Source organism: Variimorphobacter sp. HTMS_6 (assembly GCF_059717775.1).
This window is the reverse complement of record NZ_AP046094.1, coordinates 811,468-830,518: the sequence shown is the minus strand read 5'-3', so window position 1 is coordinate 830,518 and position 19,051 is coordinate 811,468. Positions and strand designations below refer to the sequence as shown.

The window sequence follows — 19,051 nt, the reverse complement described above, 5'->3', positions numbered from 1 at the left end:
CTCCTCAAAATACATTATCAAACCACCTTAAGTTTCTCCGCTATCCATTACGCGTTATTCATACTTCATCAATACTTGATTAATAAAATCAACGATGTTTTACGATCTGATTTGAACTTCAATATTTTATATAACAGCTCCATAGCAATACACATTGTTTATTTTCCTCTATTTTTTTGTTGCCATAATTTTTTTAAAGCCTCCAATACGCCATTTTCTCACCGTATTATATGTTTTGTTCAATTTCTATCCATGAAGAATATCTTTTTATAACATTATGTTTCTGCAACATATCTAATACTTGATTAATCCTTACTTCGTCCAACTTACAGGCCCCTTCTTCCGAGAACTTGCATAAAGCATTTACTTCGGAGCAAATTTTATCATTTCTGTTTTTAATATAATCAATTAGCTCAACAATAGGAATTTCATTCTTATTGCCCTTTAATAATTTTAGGTATCCGTATATACACGCTTCCTCTGGTTCAATATGGAATCCAAATTTACTAACATAATCTATAACATCCGATACTAATCCTAAGGGAGAAAATTTATTAATTAATAACACAATTAATTCAATTGCTTTTTTCCCCAAATTAATGCAATAATATTTTTTTTGAATAGGAACCATTAATCCTATGGTTCCCTCTGGGAAATGAGGAAACTCTGTTGATTCTTCTATACAGAATAACTTTTTATCAAATAATTCTTTGTTGTTTTCAAGAGTTTCCAACACTTTTTTTGCATTTTCGATTGAAAATCCATATCCCTGAATTTTTGCAATTGCGTCTTTTTCAGACAACCTTGATTTATATAAGTCATGTTCTTCTGCAACCATACTAACAGGTACTATATCTTTTGGATAATTCATCACCTTCGATTTTCCATTATCATCATAAGTAAGATTAAATACCATATCCGACAGCCACTTTTTAAATGATGGATTGTCCTGAAACTGTTTAAAAAGTTCCATATTATCTGCCATGATTGAAAAAATTACTTGTTGTAAAGCTCTTTCACTCTCCATTTTGGCATTCTGTCTATCTGAATTCTTCATTGCATTCTGATATCTTTCATCCTTAGAAACCATTTCTGGTATTTCAAGAATCTGACGTCGTATATTATCAGCATCATTCCAATTGATGTTTCCAAACATATCATTAAAATCTGACAGAATTAATGATAATAAATCAAGTTCTGGATTCACAATATGACCTATTTTCCCCGATGGTACTGGTGGCACTTCTGAATCTTCATCTTCAAGTTTTATTGAAATAGCCTCTCTAGCTTCAAGTCTATAACTATCAATGTCAATTGTGTCTAATATTCCTTGTGATAAGTCGTCTTCTCTTGGTGATGGTAATTTAGGAATCAAAAGATTTAGAAAAATTGAAAGACGCTCCCAATCAGCGTTTCCATACGGTAATATCGCACCTAAAAAACCATACGTGCGAACAAAACTTTTTGCTGAACTCTTAAACTTGATTTGTTCTTCTGTATCAAGTTCTTTATATATAGCAGAAGATGCATCCAAAATTGGATCTAATTGATCACGCTCAGCCCCATTAAGATAAAGTTCAACTAAACGAGCTACATATTTATCTGAATATACCTGATATTCTTTCATAGTTGCTATAATATCATAGAGCTTATTAGGATCCGTTTCCCCTGAAAGAATTGTAGTACGATAGTAATGTGAGAATGACTCTTCAATTACTGAAGCCTTATTTGCAAAATCCAATACAAAAGTATCATGTTTTTGCGGATGTGATCGATTCAAACGTGACAGTGTTTGAACAGCCTTAATATCATAAAGCATTTTGTCAACATACATTGTATGTAACAATGGTTCATCAAACCCTGTTTGAAACATGTCTGCTACAAGCAAAATACGATACGGATCTTTTTTAAAGGCACTTGGGATTTTAGCATCTGGAAATCCATTCAATGTCGCAGATGTTAAAACAGGTTCCTGTCCTTGATACTTATGCTCACCGGAGAAAGCCACAATAACCTTAAATGGACTATTCCTATCTGCGAGGCATTTATTTATTGCATAATAGTATTCAACACATCGTGGTATGCTAGCAGTAACAACCATCGCACGTGCCATTCCTCCAATTTTACCCTTAGAAATAACTTGTTCATGAAAGTGCTCCACCATCATTTCTGCTTTTTGCGATATAGTATAGCTATTGCTTTCTACAAATGAACGCAATTTCTTTTGTGCACGCTTTTTATCAAACATTGGATCATCATTAACTGTTTTCATCAATTTATAAAAGCTATCAATTGGCGTATAGTATTTTAGCACATCAAGAATAAATCCCTCTTGTATAGCTTGTTTCATTGTATATATATGAAAGGGACAATGCTTTATTACACCACCATCCTCAAATGGTGTACCAAATGTTTCAAGTGTTTTATTTTTAGGTGTTGCGGTAAATGCAAAGTAGCTGGCATTATTTAGCAGCTTCCGTCCTTCCATCATTGCATTAATTTTATCTTCATTATCCATGTCTTCTTCAGACGCTAAACCAGATAAAGCCAAATTCATCTGAGCGGAATTATGACCGTTCTGACCCGAGTGAGCCTCATCAATTATTACCGCAAAATTGTTTTCTTTATGTTCTGGACCCAATTCTGGCACAACATAAGGAAACTTTTCAATTGTAGTTACAATGATTCTTTTTCCAGCAGTAATTGCTTTTCTTAAATCTCCAGAATGTTCTGCCCATGCGACCGTATTTTGAACTTGCATAAACTGCTTGATTGTATCTCTTATCTGTTTATCTAATATTTTGCGATCAGTAACAACAAGTACCGAATCAATCAATGGGTGTCCATTTTTTTCCAAACCAATTAATTGATGTGCAAGCCATGCTATAGAATTTGACTTACCACTCCCTGCACTGTGTTGAATCAAATATCTTTTTCCAATACCATTAGTATGTACATCAATTAATAGTTTTTCTACTACATCCAGCTGGTGATAGCGTGGAAATACTTGCTTTATAGATTTCTTTTTTGTTTCAGGATCGACTTCTTCCACTACCTGCGCGTAGCTTTCAATAATCCTACTGAGCTTTATTTTTGTAAGAATATCCTTCCAGAGATAATCAGTCATAATACCATCCGGATTTGGTGGATTCCCGGTTCCAAAATTAAAGCCTTTATCAAATGGTAAAAACCAGCTATTCTTTCCGTCAAGTTTAGTACAAAACTTAATTCTGGCATCATCAACAGCAAAATGAACCATACAATGTTTAAATTGGAAAAGTAATTCTCTTGCATCTCGGTCTATTTTATATTGTTCTACAGCATCATCCACATTCTGCTTTGTAAGCTGATTCTTCAATTCAAATGTTATAACTGGTAGCCCATTAATAAATAAACATAAATCCAGTGCAAGACGCGATGCATCTAATGAGTACATTAGTTGTCTTGTTACGCTGAAGATATTCTTTTCAAACATCTCTTTTGCCTTAGTATTGTTTTCAGACGGTGTAAGATAAAACATAATAAGGTCAGCAGGATATACTTTGATTCCATTTCTTAAAACATCAATAATTCCACGCTTAACCAGCTCTCCTTGAAGGCGATCAAGAAATTGTTTTTTCTTAATATCCGTCTTGAATATTCCAAGCTTCTCCATCTCATCAGGCTGTGTTTCCTGTAAAAATCTTAATAAACGAGTTTCATCAATAGCATATTCTCTATTGTAATCTATATTTTCCCCTTGTTCAAAATCATTCTTCTCAACTAACCATTTTACAATTAATGATTCAAGACCATTTTCTCTAGTATTAGTTAATAGCATTGACTACACCTCCTCGATCTCCTCATTTTCTTCCTCTGCCTCTAAATCGACTTCGTCATCAGTTGAATCTACTTCAACATATTCACAATCCGGTATATCTATATTACCAACATCAATCTGCCCTGTGACAACATCTGAAATTATTCTATTCTTCATATCATGAAGTGCTTCAATTTGCTTACTATAATTATTTATCATTGCATCCGTTGCACCCACAATATTATCTATATAATCTGCAATCTCTTCTTGCTCCTGTATATCAGGAAATGCAATAAGTAAGTTTGCAACTTTGTCCCAGCTTCTAAAATCACTCGTATTTTGACGAACTCCATTAGATATTGCTTTAAACACCTTTGTATATGCCATCATTTTTAAATAAAAAACAACAAATCTCTTGCTCTGAGAGCAAGTACATACATGAACAACAGGTGTACACATTCCATCAAAATGAGAAATAGCAATAGCACCATGCCATGTATCCATTCCGTGAATCAATAAATCACCACTATTTACCCCTTGATAAATATCGTTTGAAGATGCTACTAGTCCAAGTTTTGAGTTTCCTCTTTTTTTTACTTCACCACTATTTGAACAAATAAGCAATTCTGCATTCTCTGGCACTACTCTTTTTTCTTTCGTAAGTATATGCTGTAATTTAGTTTCTTTCCAAGAGACAGGAACCTTATCAAGCCAATACACTTCTGTTTTTCTCATCTCTGTTTTATGCAAACCATGCGTAACATAATAACTAATACTCACCTCCTTATACTCCTTTAGAGCCTTAATTTCCCTATGTTTTGCAATTATTAACTTATTAATTAAGGACACCTGCCAGTTCAGATATTTTACTATTTTATCTTGTTCATCACGTGGTGGTACTGGAAGGTTAACGTTATTCAGATAATCCATAGATATTCTCATTCTAACTGTATTAAGCTTACCTGTACTTGATTCATGCATGAGTATACCTTTACCAAGTCCCAGTAAACTCCTTTGAAAAGTCAATAATCTAAATATATAGTGGTAATACCAAATATTACACGACTCACTGTCTCTAGGATACAACGCATAATAAACTGGACTTATTGCTCCATCCCACTTCGACACACCTGCAGAACCTGCAACAACATTCATACAATTAACCAACAAATCATCTTTTCTAGCGATACTATATTTAGTCAAATCTTCTTTGGGTTTATTTCCACCAGCTCCCTCTTTTTGATTTAATGGAACTACTCCCTGATTTGCTGTAAGTGACAATATAAAGTTTGTAACAATAGGATTATTCTTCTCTTTTCGAATCTGCAAAATTCTTTTTAGTCGAATCATCTTCCAGTGAGATGGAATATTTTTTATCCATCTCTCATCGATATCCAAATAGTACTTATACTTATTATTCATTGCGTCCTCCAACAATCTCTGACAAAATACCATCAGTTTCTTCTTCAATTGCATGTAATTCAGATATAATTTCTTCCATAGTGCGTAGCTTTATTGATTTATAGAAATACTTAGTAAAACTCATTTCATATCCTATTTGAATTTTTTTATCATCAACCCACGCATATGGTGCATATGGGCGAACTTCATCGTTCATAAATCCTTCAATACCCCCAGCATAACTAAAAGGTATTATTTCTGTATCTGATTTTTCTTTGTTTACGATCATCATTCCCTTTTTATCTTTTAAAGGTTCTCCATTCGCATTAAGTTGTGGTTGAAGAACCGTAACTTTCCAAAAACCAAACTCCTCATTATTAAACACTTTACTAAATTCACTTTCTTCCATTGACATATATATGCGAATAATTTCTGCTTGCAATTCTGGAGTTAGTTCACAATTCTTTTTACCCATGTTTTTCTTTAATTGTGATTTCATAGATGTAGCATCTATTAACTGTATTTTTCCTTTTCGTCTATCTTCTTTCTTATTTGTTAATATCCAAATGTAAGTCCCAAGACTTGTATTATAGAACATACTTTCTGGCAACGCTATTATAGCTTCAATTAAGTCACTTTCAATTAAAAATCGTCTCGCATTACTCTCACCACTTCCAGCATCTCCACTAAATAACGAAGATGCATTATGCACTTCTACAATTCTACTTCCTAATGTTGTATCTTTTTTCATTTTTGCAACGTTATTAAGCAGAAATAACAACTGACCATCACTTGTTTTAGGTAACATTGAAAACTGTGTACCATCTTGCAAAAACGTATTAAATCTACTATCAAGAATATCCTTTTTCCCACCCATTTTTTCTGCATCAGTCTTCCAACTCTTTCCATATGGTGGGTTCGAAAGCATAAAATCAAATTGTCTTGTAGCATTCCCATCAGCAGAAAGCGTCGAACCATAACTAATATGCTCAGCCTGTTCACCATCTCCTTTTAATAACATATCCGCCTTACAAATAGCATATGTTTCTGGTTGAACTTCTTGACCGAACAAATGGATTGATACTTTTTTATTTGAATCTTCCGCTAATTCTAACAATCTATCTTGCGCAACTGTAAGCATTCCTCCAGTTCCACAAGCTCCATCATAACAAGAATATGTTGCATCTTTTATTTTGTCCTTTAATGGTTTAAAAGCTAAATCAGCCATTAACTCAACAACATCACGAGGAGTCCAGTGTTCTCCTGCTTCTTCATTGTTATCTTCATTAAATTTACGGATAAGTTCTTCAAACACAGTTCCCATTCCATGATTATCAAGAGCAGGTAATCGTATTTCCTTTTGGTTATCGTCCCTAAAAATAGTTTTAGGGCTTAAATTAATATCTGGTGAAATAAATTTTTCAATAATTGCCCCGAGAATATCCGCATCTATCAATGTATCAATCTGATTACGGAATTTAAATTTTTCTAAAATTTCCTGTACATTTGGCGAAAATCCGTCTAAATATGCTTCAAAGTCAGCTTTCAATGTCTGTTTTTTTGAACGACTTGTTAGATCCCTTAATAGAAAAGGCGATGAATTACAAAAAGCCTGTCCTGCAGTATTGCATAACGCAGGCCATTGATTTGATATTCCTGCTAAATCCATCTTATTCTTCATATTAAGAACTTCATCTTTTGTATCCTCCAACATAGTATCTAATCGACGAATTACTGTCATTGGGAGAATTACATCACGATATTTTCCTCTTACATATACATCACGTAAACAGTCATCTGCTATTCCCCATATAAAACTTACTATTGTATTGTGTGCTTGATTATCCATATTTTACCTAGCCTTTCATTCTTTATGATAATAATATACTTCCACGTTACTTCAATCTTCATAATACATTTTTATGTGTCCTTTTTTCAGGATTCAATCTTCACAATATCATCAAATCCACACTTCAGTTCAATACATATTCTTGCAAGGACATCTAATGATACTTGCTGGTCGTTATTCATTTTTGTAAATGTACTGGGCGCAATCTTTGTATTTTTACGCAACTCAGTCTTTGATATTTCTCTGTCTATAAGCAATTTCCATAATGGTTTATACGTTATTTTTATTTGCTTATCTGTCATATTTTCTTATCCTCCACTTGCGATAAACGACTTTTTAATATACAGTATCTATTATACTAAAGTGATTTCTTTTTTACAAACGTTATTTTTGAGTTCTCGAAATGTCAGTTAATTCATTTTTCCTGTTCAAGCCCCTGGATTCCATGGTTTCAACATATTAGAACGTAATTTTTAATATTACTAGAATTTACTCTTGCACATGACATTTAATACACTATTCCAATGTGCATCTACGATAAAGTAAAAGCCAGCCAACACAATCATGCATCAGCCAGCCCGTTCCTTCTCCTGGTCTTAAAGAAATCACAAGGTGATATCCTTGTCTGCCTCCAGTCTTTTGGAACATCTTTTTTGTTGCCTTCATCATTTCATATACCGTTTCTGACAGGCAGTTAATACCGCCAACCAGATTAGCCTCTCCAAGCTTTTCAGGCTTTAAGATATAAGTAATGGCTTGCTTTAAGTGAACATCTATCTGACGATTTTTGCTCGCCTTCATATGCATGACTTTGGTTATTGCCATTTATTCAACACCTCCATCAACAGATTATAAATATCCTTCATATAATCTTTTATCTGCATAATTTTATACTAACTCACCGTTTGACTGGCGTTTGCTACGTGTGCGATTTGATTCACATTATTTCCAACCTTTGAAATCTGATTCACTAGATCTCTCCTGTCCAGCATAAGTGTCGTGTCCACTTTGCCACCATGCAAAACCAATTCTCTGCGATATTCGCTGGGTGTCAGTCCATTCTCTTTGGCTGCTTGCATGATCCGATCCCTTTCCGTATCCGATAATCGAACCGTAAAGTTTTTTCGTGGGTCTATCATTTGTTTCTTTCTTCCGATAAGCATCTCCTCCTTTTTTATGTCTTATAGAAATGTTTCAAAAGCCTTTTAAGCACCTTCTGAAACTGTTACGATTGCTTTTTGCCAGATTCGTAAAACGCAGGGCGTTTAACAAAGTCTGGTTAGGGGGCTAAAATCCCCCTAAGACCCCTGATATATGGTAAGTACAGAATGTGATAAATCCATCTGTACTTATTACAATTTGTATCACAGCCACTAGGACTGTTATTACAAATTGAGATATAGATTTGCAGATGTAATACTGTTTGTATCACTGCTTTCGAAACATTGTTTAATATCAACTTTAATATCAGCCATGCCATAAAACATGCGCTGTATTGTCACTAAATTCTACTATACGCCACATAAGTACTAGGAAAAAGGAAAGTTGCGGTTAGTAGCAAAGTAGTAGCAGAGGCAAAAGAAAAGTCCGGGAATGCCCTATTTACAAGGCTTCCCAGACTCGTCGCTACTATTATTCAAACTCAATTATTAGTCAGTACCACTTCCCTATTCATTCTCAGAACACAAGCTACCACGTACTATTATATAATTCCGCTATTACATCTTTCTTCTCTTTATATAATGCGTATGCAGCAATTCATGTGCCTTCTCACCATATGGTTCGCCCAGATATTCATCATAAAGCTTCTTAATATAAGGATTCTCATGAGATTTTCTAAGGTCCTTCCCTTCGTCTTCACGATAAATCCCTTCCATACGCTGTTTCAGAATATCAATATTGCCATGATGATAAGGCTGACCGCCACCTCCGATGCAACCACCGGGGCATGCCATAATTTCAATTGCATGGTAATCCGCTTTACCGTCTCGGATGTTTTCCAATAATGTTCTTGCATTACCAAGGCCATGCGCTACCGCTATTTTCACATCCATATCATTAATCTTTACTACTGCCTCTTTGATGCCATCAAATCCTCTTAAATCATGGAACTCCACCTTTTTCAAAGTTTCGTTGGTAAGGAATTCATATGCGGTTCGAAGTGCCGCTTCAATTACACCTCCGGTTGCACCGAATATAACACCGGCACCGGTCGATTCGCCAAGTGGATTATCAAAATCCTCATCTTCTAATTCCATTAGATCAATGTTGGCCTCTTTTAGCATCCGAGCTAGCTCTCTTGTTGTGATAACCTCATCAACATCCTGCAACCCATCATGGGATAATTCCGGTCTTGCCGCCTCGTATTTTTTCGCCAGACATGGCATAACGGATACAACTACCATATCCTTTGGATCTATTCCCATCTTCTCGGCATAATAGGACTTCGCAATCGCTCCAAACATCTCATGAGGAGATTTACTTGTGGAAGGGATATCTAACATATCATTAAACTGATGCTCAAAGAATTTTACCCATCCCGGACAACAGCTTGTTAAAATCGGAAGTTTACCGCCATGCTTTAGGCGGTGGATGAATTCCGTTGCCTCCTCCATGATGGTAAGATCCGCCGCAAAATCAGTATCAAACACTTTATCAAAACCAAGTTGGCGTAGTGCGCTAACCATTTTCCCGGTAACGCGAGTACCGGGCTTCGCACCGAATTCTTCACCAAGTGCAACTCTGACCGCCGGAGCCGTCTGTACAACAACACACTTTTTGGAATCATTAAGCGCATTCCATACATTAGCGACATGATTTACTTCTGTAAGAGCAGCGGTAGGACATACCGCAACACATTGTCCACAGAATACACAGGTGGATTCATGCATCGGTAAATTCATGGAAGGAGCGATATACGTGTCAAAGCCACGGTTGATTGCAGACAATACATTAACCGTCTGAACCTCATTACACATCGTCTCACATCTTCTGCACATAATACATTTATCCATGTTTCTGATAATTGCTCTACTCGATATATCCTTAGGGTGCTTTGCTCTTTCGCCTTTATATTTTATCGCTCGGATATGATATTCTGCTGCCAATGCCTGGAGCTCGCAGCCAAGGTTTTTCTCACAAACCAAACAATCCTTTGGATGATTCGATAGGAACAACTCAATTACTACTCTTCTAGCCTGAATACATCTTAGTGAATTTGTTTTTATTACCATTCCTTCCACTACCGGTGTTGCACAGGAAGGTGCAAGATTTCTTCTGCCTTCCACTTCAACCACACATACACGGCAGGATGCACCTCGATTTACCATGCGAATATCATGCAGGTCAAGATGGCAAAGGGTTGGTATTCTGATTTTTAATTTTCTTGCAGCTTCAAGGATTGTACTTCCTTCTTCTACGGAAACCTTTTGATTGTTTATAGTTAAGTTAATCATCGTATTCGTCACCCCTTCCTTAGCGTTTCTCTATCGCATTGAATTTACATTTGTTATAGCAGGCTCCACACTTGATACATAGTTCCTGATCAATCACATGAAGTTTCTTCACCTCACCGGAGATACACGGCACCGGACAAACTCGTGCACAGGCGGTACAGCCAACACATTTGTCAGGTAGAATATAATAGGTAAGAAGATCTTGACATACTCCGGCCGGGCATCGCTTCTCTACCACATGCGCATAGTATTCATCATAAAAATACTTAATCGTACTCAATATCGGGTTTGGAGCAGTCTGACCCAAGCCGCATAAAGAGGTATCTTTAATAATTTCACCAAGCTCCTGTAGATTTACTAAATCCTCTTCCGTACCCTTGCCCTTTGTGATATTAGTTAAAATCTCAAATAATCTCTTGTTACCGATACGACAGGGGGTACATTTACCACATGATTCATCAACAGTGAATTCCAAATAGAATTTTGCAATGTCAACCATACAGTTGTCTTCGTCCATTACAATCATACCACCCGAACCCATCATGGAACCAATTTTATTGAGGGATTCATAGTCAATCGGGATATCTAGGTTCTCTTCGGTGATACAACCACCGGAAGGTCCTCCTGTTTGAACTGCTTTGAATTTTTTGCCATCCTTAATTCCACCGCCAATATCAAAGATAACCTCACGCAATGTAATTCCCATCGGAACTTCTACAAGTCCGACATTATTGACCTTACCTGCAAGTGCAAACACCTTCGTTCCCGGAGATTTCTCTGTACCGATGCTTCGAAACCACTCTGCACCTTTTAAGATAATTGGTGGGACATTGGAAAATGTCTCAACGTTATTCACAGAGGTCGGCAGATTCCATACACCGCTTTCTGCTGGGAACGGCGGTTTGGTAAACGGCTCTCCTCGGTCTCCTTCTATGGAATGAATTAACGCTGTCTCTTCTCCACATACGAATGCTCCGGCACCATATCTGAGTTCAATATCAAAATTAAAACCGGTACCAAGGATATCTTCTCCAAGTAGTCCTAATTCTCTCGCCTGAGATATCGCTATCTCAAGACGGTGGATAGCAAGCGGATACTCCGCTCTGATATAGATATAACCGTGTTCCGCACCGATTGCAAAACCGGCAATTGCCATAGCCTCTAATACGGAATGAGGATCTCCTTCGAGTATGGAACGATCCATAAATGCACCCGGGTCACCTTCATCTGCATTGCAGATGATATATTTCTCCTCCGCCTTACTTTTTCTGGTGAACTTCCACTTCAAACCGGTCGGGAAGCCACCGCCGCCTCTACCTCGCAGACCTGATTTTTCTACCGTTGCAATAACCTCATCAGGAGTCATCTCCGTTAAACACTTAGCCAGTGCCTGATAACCGTCAGCCGCAAGACATTCATTAATATCTTCAGGGTTGATAAAGCCACAATTTCTAAGTGCAATTCTGATCTGCTTTTTATAGAAAGGAAGATCCTTCTGTCCTTCAAGTTTTACCTTTAGATTTGGTTCCACATATAATAATCGATCTACCTGTCGACCCTTTATAACATGCTCTGCCACAATCTCATCTGCATCCTCCGGTTTGACGGATACATAAAACACATCATCCGGATATACCTTTATAATCGGTCCCTTTTCACAAAAGCCAAAGCAACCCGTAACGACTACTTCCACTTCATTCGAAAGACCGTTCTTTTCAATGCTTTCGTTCAATTTATCAACAAGAACCAAGCTATCTGATGATGTACAGCCTGTACCGCCACATACCAACAGATGCATTCTATAGTTACTCATACCACATCCTCCTTTCGCTATTTTTCAAATGATTTTGAGATGATTGCATTCTGCAAGAGCCGACCGTGTTTAATATGTTCGTTCACGATATTACGTCCTCTCTCAGCGGTAACATGACCATAGATTATAGAAGGCATATCCTTGCTTATTACTTCAATAATCGGCTCCTCCGCACAATATCCCATACATCCTGTTTGGGTAACTGAGACATTCGTAATATTCTGCTTTGAGAGCTCATCAATGATGGCTTGCATTGTCTCTCTGGCACCGCTTGCAATACCGCAAGTTGCCATTCCGACTCTAATTATAATTCTATCCTCAGATTCTGCAGTGGTTCTTAAATCCATCTTATTCTTGGCTGCTTGTCTGATGCGTTCGAGTTCTTCCAATGATTTTAATTTGCTCATATTTTCCTCCAATCTATTAATATATATGTTTTCGATTGATTCATCCTTGTCTAATCTCATGTATCTATCTGGGAGATGCGTTTACCCTTCTATCTTATTTGCAGTCTGCTAGTATCTTCTTTACTTCACTCGCTTCTACTCTACCGTATACTTTTTCATTAATCACAACAACCGGAGCAAGTCCACAAGCACCAATGCAACGTAAACCGGACAGTGTATACTTCATATCCTCCGATGTTTCTCCAGCCCTTACGTTTAATTGTTTCTCAATTTCCTTCATGATGGCATCTGCACCTCTGACAAAACATGCCGTACCAAGGCAAACATTAATGACATTCTCACCTCGCGGTTTTGTAGTAAAGTAAGAATAAAAACTAATTACACCATATATTTTTGAACTTGGTAAATCTAATTTTTCAGATATAAATAAGATTACCTCATCTGGCAAATGCCCAAATATATGCTGTGCCTTATGCAGTACTGCAATTAAAGCTCCTCTCCGATCTTTGATGCTGTCAATATAGTCCTGCAACGCAACATAATTCTCCTGACTATTGCTATTACCTGCCATATCCAAACCTCCTTTTGTTAAGTCTTTAATCGATTTTACTACCTGAAGCATAAAACATAGTGAGAAGATTATCGTTCTATCAACTTTGCCGGAATTCATTTTATTGTAATTTTCAATCACAAGCAACATAATACAACATTATTCTCGGCAAATCGACTATATTCTTCCACTTATATAATGAATTATATAACACTATTCCATAATATGAAATAGTGCCTTATCTATTATGTATTATATTTTACTAAATATTTCAATATTTTCATATTATTTTTTACATTTTAAATAAAATCAATTTGTTATAGCTAATATCTATTACAACCGGGCGAAAAAGATTATCGTTTCAATTAAATAAGGCTGTTTGAAACAATCTTTCCGATACGGAAACGATTATTAAAAACAGCCACGCTTATATATTTGTATAATGTTATGTTTAATTAGAAATAATAAATAAAAACAAATGTGAGGTCATAACATGGATACAACCAATTATTACTGCCCGGTTTGTGAATGTACGAATCTAACACTGCGACACGAAGCAAGCTATGTTTATTCCTACATTCTGGATGACGATGAACCGGGACTTAAAAATTCTGATAATTTTCAATCCTTTTTGTATGATAATCGAGAGCAAAAAGAAGCCAGAACTTATATCGAGTGCAATGAATGCGGTACACAATATCCTTACGAGATACTTCAACAGTATTGCAATCATAAAGAAATTACGGGGGATAAAAGTGACTAATCTTATATTCCCTTAATATCTATCAAATGATAGAGTCCATTATCTTCTTTTGCAATTCTTTCTTTGAGTGCCTTAATAATTTTTTGCATCTCTTTCAAGAACGTTTCTTTATTTGCATTTATCTTATTACTTGTATTATATTGAGATTTAAAGCTTGTATAATCACTGACAAGATTGCCCATCTCACGGTTGTACTCATCTGCCATGCGCTGAATCTCTATGTCACCACATTTTATTAAGTTAGGATATAAAAATTCATCCTCTTCTAATAAGTGTATCTTTAGCTGTCCGGCAAGGTAATTAATACGTAGTGCCAACTCGGACGGATTCATGTTCTCAATTCCCTTCTTGATTTCGTTCTCAAGGGAAGTAACCTCTTCCTTAATCCTACTATGTTGTTTATTCATATTTGTCAAATTAATCATATGTATTCCTCCTTATTTATCTAGTTGTGATTGTAACAAACAACTTCCCTCAAATCTGTGATTCAAGTCACATTATTTGATAAAACCTCAAATTATATTTCTTAATTAACTCATATTTGGTTAAATGAATTAATCACTCTTTTCAATATAATAATATCATTTCAGGAAAATAATTGTAGCTATAGCTACAGCAATTTAAATAATTAGGTATATAGTATAAATAGAAAGATAACAATTTACTTCTAAAGCTGAAAACAGCCGAGAACTGAAAGGGGATATGATTATGAAAGCAAATATTGATAGAGAAGGATGTATCGGATGTGGTTTATGCGCAGGAATATGTCCGAAGGTATTTCGTATGGCGGATGATGGAATTGCTGAGGTATATGTAGATGTTGTACCCGCAGATGCAGAAAATGATGCGAAAGAAGCATGCGATAGCTGCCCGGTAGGTGTTATCACGGTAGAATAAAATTTATACAAAAATATTTCGTATATGATAACGCGTAATTATTATAAAAAGAAGAGTATGCTTGTCATCGTTGGCATTTGATTTTGTGAAAAACATCATCCACTGCAAAAAGGGGAACCGCATAATGCATAGTGCGGCTCCCCTTTTTCTTGAAACGTTTTAATGATTTTATGCTTTTATTAATCTGATTTCCTTCAACTGTAAACCACTTTGACCAAAGTACAATCTCATCACTGCATATTTGGATTTAAGTAATACTATGCTTGATTTCGTTACCCATTCTCCTCCGGTGCCATTAAAGGTATATGCAGCTTCTGGAATTCCTTCAATAAATACCGTAACTTGCATCTGAGCCAGTTCACCCAAATCGGACTTTCCGATTAGTTCTAATTTGTAATTACCGATATTATTCACATCTAATCCAATTGCGAAGCTATTACCCTTGCTAGTATCCACATCCTGTAGAGGGATTGTTGTTAAATCCTCTACATTATAATAAATCACTTCACTATTTTGCAGTTCCTCTTCTTCTTGTGGGTAATTAGTTACTTCAATCTTACTTTCGATTCCGATTAAACGGTCAAGTGCATGGGTATATAATAAGAATCCACAGATATTCATCGCATTCCTCTGTAATTCACCCCTTGTTAAGGTTCCTAACTGCAATGCCTCCAATGTATTGTCACCGCTGCTATTAACTGCAGCATCCGGACAAACCATATATATATCATTCTGAGAACGAGCCATGGCAGCAAAGTTTGTTTTATTCACCGTGCCATTTTTCTCATTAATATTAGCCCACCAGTCCGTCATCACGATACCCTTAAAGCCCCATTCGTCACGAAGTATTGTGGTATTCAAATCAAAGCTTCCGGCGGTCCACAAACCATTCACTGAACCGTAAGTAGTCATGATGGAGCAAGCATTTCCTTCCTTGACTGCAATTTCAAAGCCCTTCAGATAGATTTCTCTCAGCGCTCGTTCTGAAATAACTGAATCCGTCTCATGTCTCTTATATTCCTGATTATTGCCGCAAAAATGCTTTATCGTTCCGGTTACACCAGACTTGTGCATTCCCTTTAGCTGTGCTACTGCCATTCTTCCGGTAACAAGCGGATCCTCTGAAAAATATTCGAAGTTTCTTCCGTTTAGCGGATGTCTATGAATGTTCATACCCGGTCCAAGTAAGGAATCCACCTTATTCTTAACCATCTCAATACCCATCAAGGTAAAGAGTTCCTCTACCAAAGTCTCATTAAAGGTACATGCTAATAAGGTACCATTCGGATGGCTGAAGGCCTTCGTGCCACAATCTAAACGCATACCGGAAGGTCCGTCAGAACAACAACCACAAGGGATACCATAGGATTTCAGACTGTCGGATACTCCTCCGAAGGCGGCGGCGGTTCCTGGTGTAACTTTCGGGCTTCCCATACCCTCGCCTCGGATAATGCAGGATAAATCCTCATCCGATAATTGACCAATAAACTGCTCCATCTTAGCCGTGCCATGCTTTACATCAATCAATTTAATGCCCTGATCTCCTGTATACGGAATATCCTGTGGAAGTTTTGCATTCCTCTTATCAACACTATCAATTGTACCGGTTGGTACATCCTCAAGCTGCATCGTATAACTTCCGTCTTTGCCAATCGCAGGCTTCATTCTTCGATAGGATAAATCCGGTGCAAGTGCTTCCTTGGTTTCCTCAGCAACTATCAGTTCATCCAGGTTAAAGCTTCCTACTAACTCCACATCTCGAACATTGTTACCCACATAAATCTTATACTCACCGGCTTCCAATACAAAGCTGGATTTATGACCGGTTAAACCGGCATCATCATAGGAAGACATCTTTGTAATATCAATATCAAAATAAAAAGTCTGTGCTTCTTTCGGTTTTAGTTCTTTCGTTTTCTGAAACTCGATAAGATTTCTTAAAGGTTTACCCAACACCCCTTGCGGTGCTTCATAATAAATCTGTACTACTTCCTTACCGATAGCATCACCGGAATTGGTTACCGTAACTTCCAGCCGAATTATATTATTCTCTCTTTTTGCCTCTTTAAAAGACATGTCAAAGCTAGTATAAGAAAGACCAAATCCAAAAGGATATTGAACCTTATCCTTTGCCACGGTTTCAAAGTAACGATATCCGACATAAATATCTTCCACGTAGAAGTTTCTTTCGTCATCACCAAAGTTAGAATCCGAAGGATAGTCTGCAAGAGAATACGCTATCGTATCCGTCAGCTTTCCAGAAGGATAAGCCGCTCCGGTAAGTACATCTGCAACACCGGCACCACCAATCATTCCACCTTGCCAAGCATATAAAACTGCATCGATATTATATTCTTCTACAAATGACATATCGACAATATTGCCTACGTTTAACACAACCGTCACCTTGTTAAATGCTTTTCTTACCCCTGATAACATATCCTTTTCCGTATCTGTTAAACGATAAGATCCGGGTCTATCCTGGTTATCCTTGTCTTCACCGGCGGTTCTAGCAATTATAACAATTGCCTGATCGCTATCCTTCGCTACGCTTTGTATTAATTCCTCAGACAAAGGCATCTCGTCCTGTGACCATGGTTCGTTTCCCCAACCGATTCCACTATCAAATGGATGCTCCTGCTCCCATTCCTGATAAACATTTATTAAATCCTGATTCAGAGTGATATCCTCACATTCTGATAAACCATCAAAGATACTGATGACTTTTGTTACGTTAACCATACCACCGGAACCTGTTCCGCTTTTATAATAATTATTTTGCATTCTGCCAAATAACGCAACCTTACTATTCTTCTTAATCGGAAGAGCACCGTCATTCTTAATCAGTACAATTCCTTCTGTAATAGCCTTTCTCGCTACCTCACAATATTTATTCCAATCCAGTATTTCATTCACTATCATCAATCATAATCCTTTCGAGTAATTATTATCATGTTATTTCTCTTTATAGAAGATTTTATACATTCATGGTAGGTTTATCTATATAAAATCTTAGCCAAAATATAGGTTAATATTGACGTAACTATCAATTATGCCTATAATAAAGGTTAGTTATTAGTATAATTTTGATATCATAATAAGATAAGAGGTGAATTATGTCCTTATATTCCCATGAAACCATATTCGACGATTCAAGGCTGCAGGTTCGTTTTGAAATATTGAACATAATGAATGAACTCTATCCGGCTCATTGGCATAGTCACGTGGAGGTTCTACTTATCCTCTCCGGTTCTATGACCGTTCATATTAATGATCATGTGTATGAGTTAAATTCACATAATACACTAATTATTAATCCAAAGGACATTCATTCCACACAGGCTCACGGTGAAGTTAATTATATGCTATTACAAATTCCCTATGCTAATTTAAAGCTTATCCTTCCTGATCTGGAACTGATCCACTTCCAGGAATTCTACACACCTCATTCCGAGAGCGAGGATATTCAGGACTGTCTGGAACATTATTTAATCCAGATGCAGAATTGCTTTGAGGAAAAGGAAGACGGTTATCAACTTCATTTCACCTCACTACTATACGAATTCTTATATATTTTATATAAAAAATATACAACTAAGCTATCTTTACACAATCGTGAAAGAGCAGACCGGGATTTCCAACGAATTGAGCAGATCATCAGCTATGTAAAAAGAAATTACCAGAAGCAAATCACTTTAAAGGAAGCTGCCTCTAACTTATCCTTAAGTACGGAATACTTTTGCAGACTTTTTAAGAAATATACCAATCAAACCTTCTTAGAATATGTAAATACAGTGCGATTAATCAATTTCTACAACGATCTCATCCAAAGTAATGACAGCATAACTTATCTGCTCGAAAAAAACGGGATTACCAATTATAAAGTCTTTATGAGAATGTTCAAGAATGCTTACGGCTCTACGCCGAATAAGATAAGAAATCAAAATAGAAGTGCAAAAATCGAACGAGTTACTCACTTTGTATAAGGGGTTGCTGCAAATAATAAATAATTCATAGGAATAATGTTATATTGCCATAATGCACTGTTTGGAAGACACTGTTTATAATTTTGTATTTCAAAGTCGAACTTTTATGTACGACTATGAAATACAAAATT

Annotated in this window: 15 protein-coding genes; 3 read left to right on the top strand and 12 right to left on the bottom strand. The window is 36.5% G+C overall.

Annotated features, from left to right (window positions below; all coding sequences use genetic code 11):
• Positions 1-226: 226 nt before the first annotated feature.
• The 10 genes from AC6IWN_RS03670 to AC6IWN_RS03625 form a co-directional block, all read right to left on the bottom strand.
• Positions 227-3,820 carry a type I restriction endonuclease subunit R gene (locus tag AC6IWN_RS03670; protein WP_497991017.1) on the bottom strand — a complete coding sequence of 1,198 codons (3,594 nt, stop codon included), beginning with the start codon at positions 3,818-3,820 and terminating at the stop codon, positions 227-229.
• 3 nt (positions 3,821-3,823) lie between these two features.
• Complete coding sequence (locus tag AC6IWN_RS03665) at positions 3,824-5,221, bottom strand: restriction endonuclease subunit S (protein WP_497991016.1); 1,398 nt, start codon at positions 5,219-5,221, stop codon at positions 3,824-3,826.
• The gene (locus tag AC6IWN_RS03660) at positions 5,214-7,049 is read right to left on the bottom strand and encodes a type I restriction-modification system subunit M (protein WP_497991015.1); all 1,836 of its coding nucleotides are present in this window, start codon (positions 7,047-7,049) and stop codon (positions 5,214-5,216) included. Before AC6IWN_RS03660 ends, AC6IWN_RS03665 begins: the two co-directional genes overlap by 8 nt.
• An 86-nt stretch (positions 7,050-7,135) precedes the next feature.
• Positions 7,136-7,351, bottom strand: a complete 216-nt coding sequence (locus AC6IWN_RS03655) for a helix-turn-helix domain-containing protein (protein WP_084124557.1) — start codon at positions 7,349-7,351, stop codon at positions 7,136-7,138.
• Positions 7,352-7,565: 214 nt separating this feature from the next.
• Entirely contained in the window at positions 7,566-7,874 is a 309-nt protein-coding gene (locus tag AC6IWN_RS03650; RefSeq protein WP_497991014.1) for a relaxase/mobilization nuclease domain-containing protein, read from the bottom strand.
• Between the two features lie 68 nt (positions 7,875-7,942).
• Positions 7,943-8,212: a plasmid mobilization protein gene (locus AC6IWN_RS03645; protein ID WP_497991013.1), complete on the bottom strand. Its 270-nt coding sequence runs from the start codon at positions 8,210-8,212 to the stop codon at positions 7,943-7,945.
• Positions 8,213-8,767: 555 nt separating this feature from the next.
• On the bottom strand, positions 8,768-10,504 hold the full coding sequence (locus AC6IWN_RS03640; RefSeq protein WP_497991012.1) for an NADH-dependent [FeFe] hydrogenase, group A6: 1,737 nt from the start codon (positions 10,502-10,504) through the stop codon (positions 8,768-8,770).
• A gap of 19 nt (positions 10,505-10,523) precedes the next feature.
• Positions 10,524-12,317: an NADH-ubiquinone oxidoreductase-F iron-sulfur binding region domain-containing protein gene (locus AC6IWN_RS03635; RefSeq protein WP_497991011.1), complete on the bottom strand. Its 1,794-nt coding sequence runs from the start codon at positions 12,315-12,317 to the stop codon at positions 10,524-10,526.
• A gap of 17 nt (positions 12,318-12,334) precedes the next feature.
• Complete coding sequence (locus tag AC6IWN_RS03630; RefSeq protein WP_497991010.1) at positions 12,335-12,724, bottom strand: (2Fe-2S) ferredoxin domain-containing protein; 390 nt, start codon at positions 12,722-12,724, stop codon at positions 12,335-12,337.
• 94 nt (positions 12,725-12,818) lie between these two features.
• Entirely contained in the window at positions 12,819-13,295 is a 477-nt protein-coding gene (locus AC6IWN_RS03625; protein WP_497991009.1) for an NADH-quinone oxidoreductase subunit NuoE family protein, read from the bottom strand.
• A gap of 472 nt (positions 13,296-13,767) precedes the next feature.
• On the opposite strand from AC6IWN_RS03625, the gene AC6IWN_RS03620 reads away from it, so the two are divergent.
• A complete protein-coding gene (locus AC6IWN_RS03620; protein ID WP_497991008.1) occupies positions 13,768-14,037 on the top strand; it encodes a hypothetical protein in 270 nt (89 codons plus the stop codon).
• 2 nt (positions 14,038-14,039) lie between these two features.
• Here AC6IWN_RS03620 and AC6IWN_RS03615 read toward each other — a convergent pair whose 3' ends face one another.
• Positions 14,040-14,462: a hemerythrin domain-containing protein gene (locus AC6IWN_RS03615; protein WP_497991007.1), complete on the bottom strand. Its 423-nt coding sequence runs from the start codon at positions 14,460-14,462 to the stop codon at positions 14,040-14,042.
• A 283-nt stretch (positions 14,463-14,745) separates the two neighbouring features.
• Between AC6IWN_RS03615 and AC6IWN_RS03610 the strand changes: the two genes are divergently transcribed.
• Positions 14,746-14,934, top strand: a complete 189-nt coding sequence (locus AC6IWN_RS03610; protein WP_497991006.1) for a ferredoxin — start codon at positions 14,746-14,748, stop codon at positions 14,932-14,934.
• A 168-nt stretch (positions 14,935-15,102) separates the two neighbouring features.
• Here AC6IWN_RS03610 and AC6IWN_RS03605 read toward each other — a convergent pair whose 3' ends face one another.
• Positions 15,103-17,856, bottom strand: a complete 2,754-nt coding sequence (locus AC6IWN_RS03605) for a glycoside hydrolase family 3 protein (RefSeq protein ID WP_497991005.1) — start codon at positions 17,854-17,856, stop codon at positions 15,103-15,105.
• A 194-nt stretch (positions 17,857-18,050) separates the two neighbouring features.
• Between AC6IWN_RS03605 and AC6IWN_RS03600 the strand changes: the two genes are divergently transcribed.
• Complete coding sequence (locus tag AC6IWN_RS03600; protein WP_497991004.1) at positions 18,051-18,920, top strand: helix-turn-helix domain-containing protein; 870 nt, start codon at positions 18,051-18,053, stop codon at positions 18,918-18,920.
• Positions 18,921-19,051: the final 131 nt, after the last annotated feature.

Coding starts and splice junctions, on each gene's coding strand:
- AC6IWN_RS03615 (WP_497991007.1), bottom strand. CDS start 14,462: ATGATTAATTTGACAAATATGAATAAACAACATAGTAGGATTAAGGAA.
- AC6IWN_RS03650 (WP_497991014.1), bottom strand. CDS start 7,874: ATGGCAATAACCAAAGTCATGCATATGAAGGCGAGCAAAAATCGTCAG.
- AC6IWN_RS03610 (WP_497991006.1), top strand. CDS start 14,746: ATGAAAGCAAATATTGATAGAGAAGGATGTATCGGATGTGGTTTATGC.
- AC6IWN_RS03665 (WP_497991016.1), bottom strand. CDS start 5,221: ATGAATAATAAGTATAAGTACTATTTGGATATCGATGAGAGATGGATA.
- AC6IWN_RS03630 (WP_497991010.1), bottom strand. CDS start 12,724: ATGAGCAAATTAAAATCATTGGAAGAACTCGAACGCATCAGACAAGCA.
- AC6IWN_RS03670 (WP_497991017.1), bottom strand. CDS start 3,820: ATGCTATTAACTAATACTAGAGAAAATGGTCTTGAATCATTAATTGTA.
- AC6IWN_RS03620 (WP_497991008.1), top strand. CDS start 13,768: ATGGATACAACCAATTATTACTGCCCGGTTTGTGAATGTACGAATCTA.
- AC6IWN_RS03625 (WP_497991009.1), bottom strand. CDS start 13,295: ATGGCAGGTAATAGCAATAGTCAGGAGAATTATGTTGCGTTGCAGGAC.
- AC6IWN_RS03655 (WP_084124557.1), bottom strand. CDS start 7,351: ATGACAGATAAGCAAATAAAAATAACGTATAAACCATTATGGAAATTG.
- AC6IWN_RS03600 (WP_497991004.1), top strand. CDS start 18,051: ATGTCCTTATATTCCCATGAAACCATATTCGACGATTCAAGGCTGCAG.
- AC6IWN_RS03635 (WP_497991011.1), bottom strand. CDS start 12,317: ATGAGTAACTATAGAATGCATCTGTTGGTATGTGGCGGTACAGGCTGT.
- AC6IWN_RS03605 (WP_497991005.1), bottom strand. CDS start 17,856: ATGATAGTGAATGAAATACTGGATTGGAATAAATATTGTGAGGTAGCG.
- AC6IWN_RS03645 (WP_497991013.1), bottom strand. CDS start 8,212: ATGCTTATCGGAAGAAAGAAACAAATGATAGACCCACGAAAAAACTTT.
- AC6IWN_RS03640 (WP_497991012.1), bottom strand. CDS start 10,504: ATGATTAACTTAACTATAAACAATCAAAAGGTTTCCGTAGAAGAAGGA.
- AC6IWN_RS03660 (WP_497991015.1), bottom strand. CDS start 7,049: ATGGATAATCAAGCACACAATACAATAGTAAGTTTTATATGGGGAATA.